The following is a 1947-nucleotide window of genomic DNA, read 5'->3' on the forward strand; positions in this document are numbered from 1 at the left end:
TCCCTTATTTAATCCCGCAACCTGCCCGCCGGTAACAGCGTCATGGACAACGGGTTATCCCATGGAGTCAATATTATGAGTCTGACAGATACGCTGAATAACGCCCTGTCTGCATTAACTGAAGGCGGGCTGAACCGCTACCGTCTGGATATTCCGTCCTGTACCGCATCGCCGGATGTGGAGACCTTCAGTGGTGAGGAGTGCATGAGCGGGCTGTATCAGTACACCGTTCTGTTTACCAGCAGTGACCTGAACATCAGTGCATCGCAGTTACTGAGTAAACCGGCGACGCTGACCATGGGAACCGGGCCACTGACGGGGCTGAGCGGGCAGAAAGTGGTGCACGGGGTGGTGACAGATTTCAGTCGTGTCAGCGGTTCACGTGACCAGGCGACGTACCGGATAATTATTGAGCCGTTTCTGTCCCTGCTGGGCAGGCAGTACCGCACCCACCGTTTTTTCGTCAATAAATCTGTACCGGAAGTGGTCACCGAAGTCCTGCAGGAGCATGGTCTCAGAGGCTGGGAGTATGAGTTCACTCTTAAAGCCGGTTATCCGAAGCGTGAGCAGATAAACCAGTACCGGGAAAGTGACCTGGCGTTTATTGAGCGCCTGCTGGCTGAAGTGGGGATATTTTATTTTTTCACCCTGCAGCCGGACACCCTGACGGAAGTGGTGCACTTTGCCGACAGGCAGAGCGCCTGGACCTTCGGTAAAACGCTGGCGCTCAGCAGTCCGTCGGGGATGAGTGACAATGGCGCGGATTCGGTGTGGGGGATTCACGTCCGGCATCATGTGGTGGCGCGTTCCGTGACGGCGGATGATTACAATCACCGTGAAGCGCAGAACATCCTGACGTCGGTGCCGGCGGACATGACCCGTGGCGACGGGGAAGGGAACACCTACGGCGATGTGTACCATTACCTGCCGCGTCATCTTGAACGGGGCGACAAAATCACCCCGGCGGCGGAAACCGGCAATTTCTGGGCGCGGCTTGAGCATGAACGCTTTCTGTCAGGACAGACAATGGTCAGCGGCAGCAGTAATGATGCCCGGCTTTCCCCGGCTCAGGTGCTGACCATCAGTGAACGGGCTGTTCCGCCGACCCTGCCGTCAGAAACGGACAACGGTATTGTGATTATCCGTACGGTCTACAGTGCGGGCCGTAAGGATGCCCTGACCGTGACGTGGGAAGGGATGCCGTATTACGAAAACCGCTGCTGGCGTCCGGCAGCTAAAAAACGGCCGGTGGTGAGCGGGACAATGACGGCGCGGGTGACCAGCGCCAGGAACAACGATATCCACGCGTGGCAGGATGCGTCGGGGATGTACCGGGTGAAGTTCGATGCCGACCGTGACGACAAAGGTCAGGGCATGGAAAGTATGCCGGTGCGCTTTGCCAGACCGTACGGCGGGGATAAATACGGTTTTCACTTCCCGCTGATACAGGGGACGGAGGTTGCTATCGCGTTCCATGAAGGCGACCCGGACCGGCCGTATATCGCCCATGCGCTGCACGACTCCCGCCACGCAGACCCCGTCACCGAAGCCAACAACACGCGTAATGTAATCCGCACAGCCGGCCTGAACAAACTGCGGATGGAGGACAGGCGCGGTGAGGAGCATATCAAGCTCAGTACGGAGTACGGGGGAAAGACGCAGCTGAATCTGGGGCATAACGTGGATGCCTCCCGTGAACTGCGCGGGGAAGGTGCAGAGCTGCGCACGGACAGGCATATATCCATTCGTGGTGGGGCAGGGGTATTTATCACCGCCGATAAACAGGCATTTGCCGGCGACAGGATGCTGTCAATGCAGGAGGCAGTTTCTCAGCTGGAAAATGCCCTGAGTATTGCCCGGAGTCTGTCAGATGCGGCAGAAACGGCGCAGGCGTATCCGGCGGATATCCGGAGTCAGAAAATGCTGACGGATGCCCTGACGGACCTG

Annotated in this window: 1 protein-coding gene; it reads left to right on the plus strand. The window is 58.0% G+C overall.

The window, feature by feature from the left end:
* Positions 1 to 75 precede the first annotated feature (75 nt).
* Positions 76 to 1947 (plus strand): type VI secretion system Vgr family protein (locus tag HEM79_RS22195; protein WP_183082721.1); only part of this gene is annotated, 1872 nt, incomplete at its 3' end.

Origin of the sequence: Escherichia sp. 93.0816 (genome assembly GCF_013368855.2) — a bacterium.
Classification (GTDB): domain Bacteria; phylum Pseudomonadota; class Gammaproteobacteria; order Enterobacterales; family Enterobacteriaceae; genus Escherichia; species Escherichia ruysiae.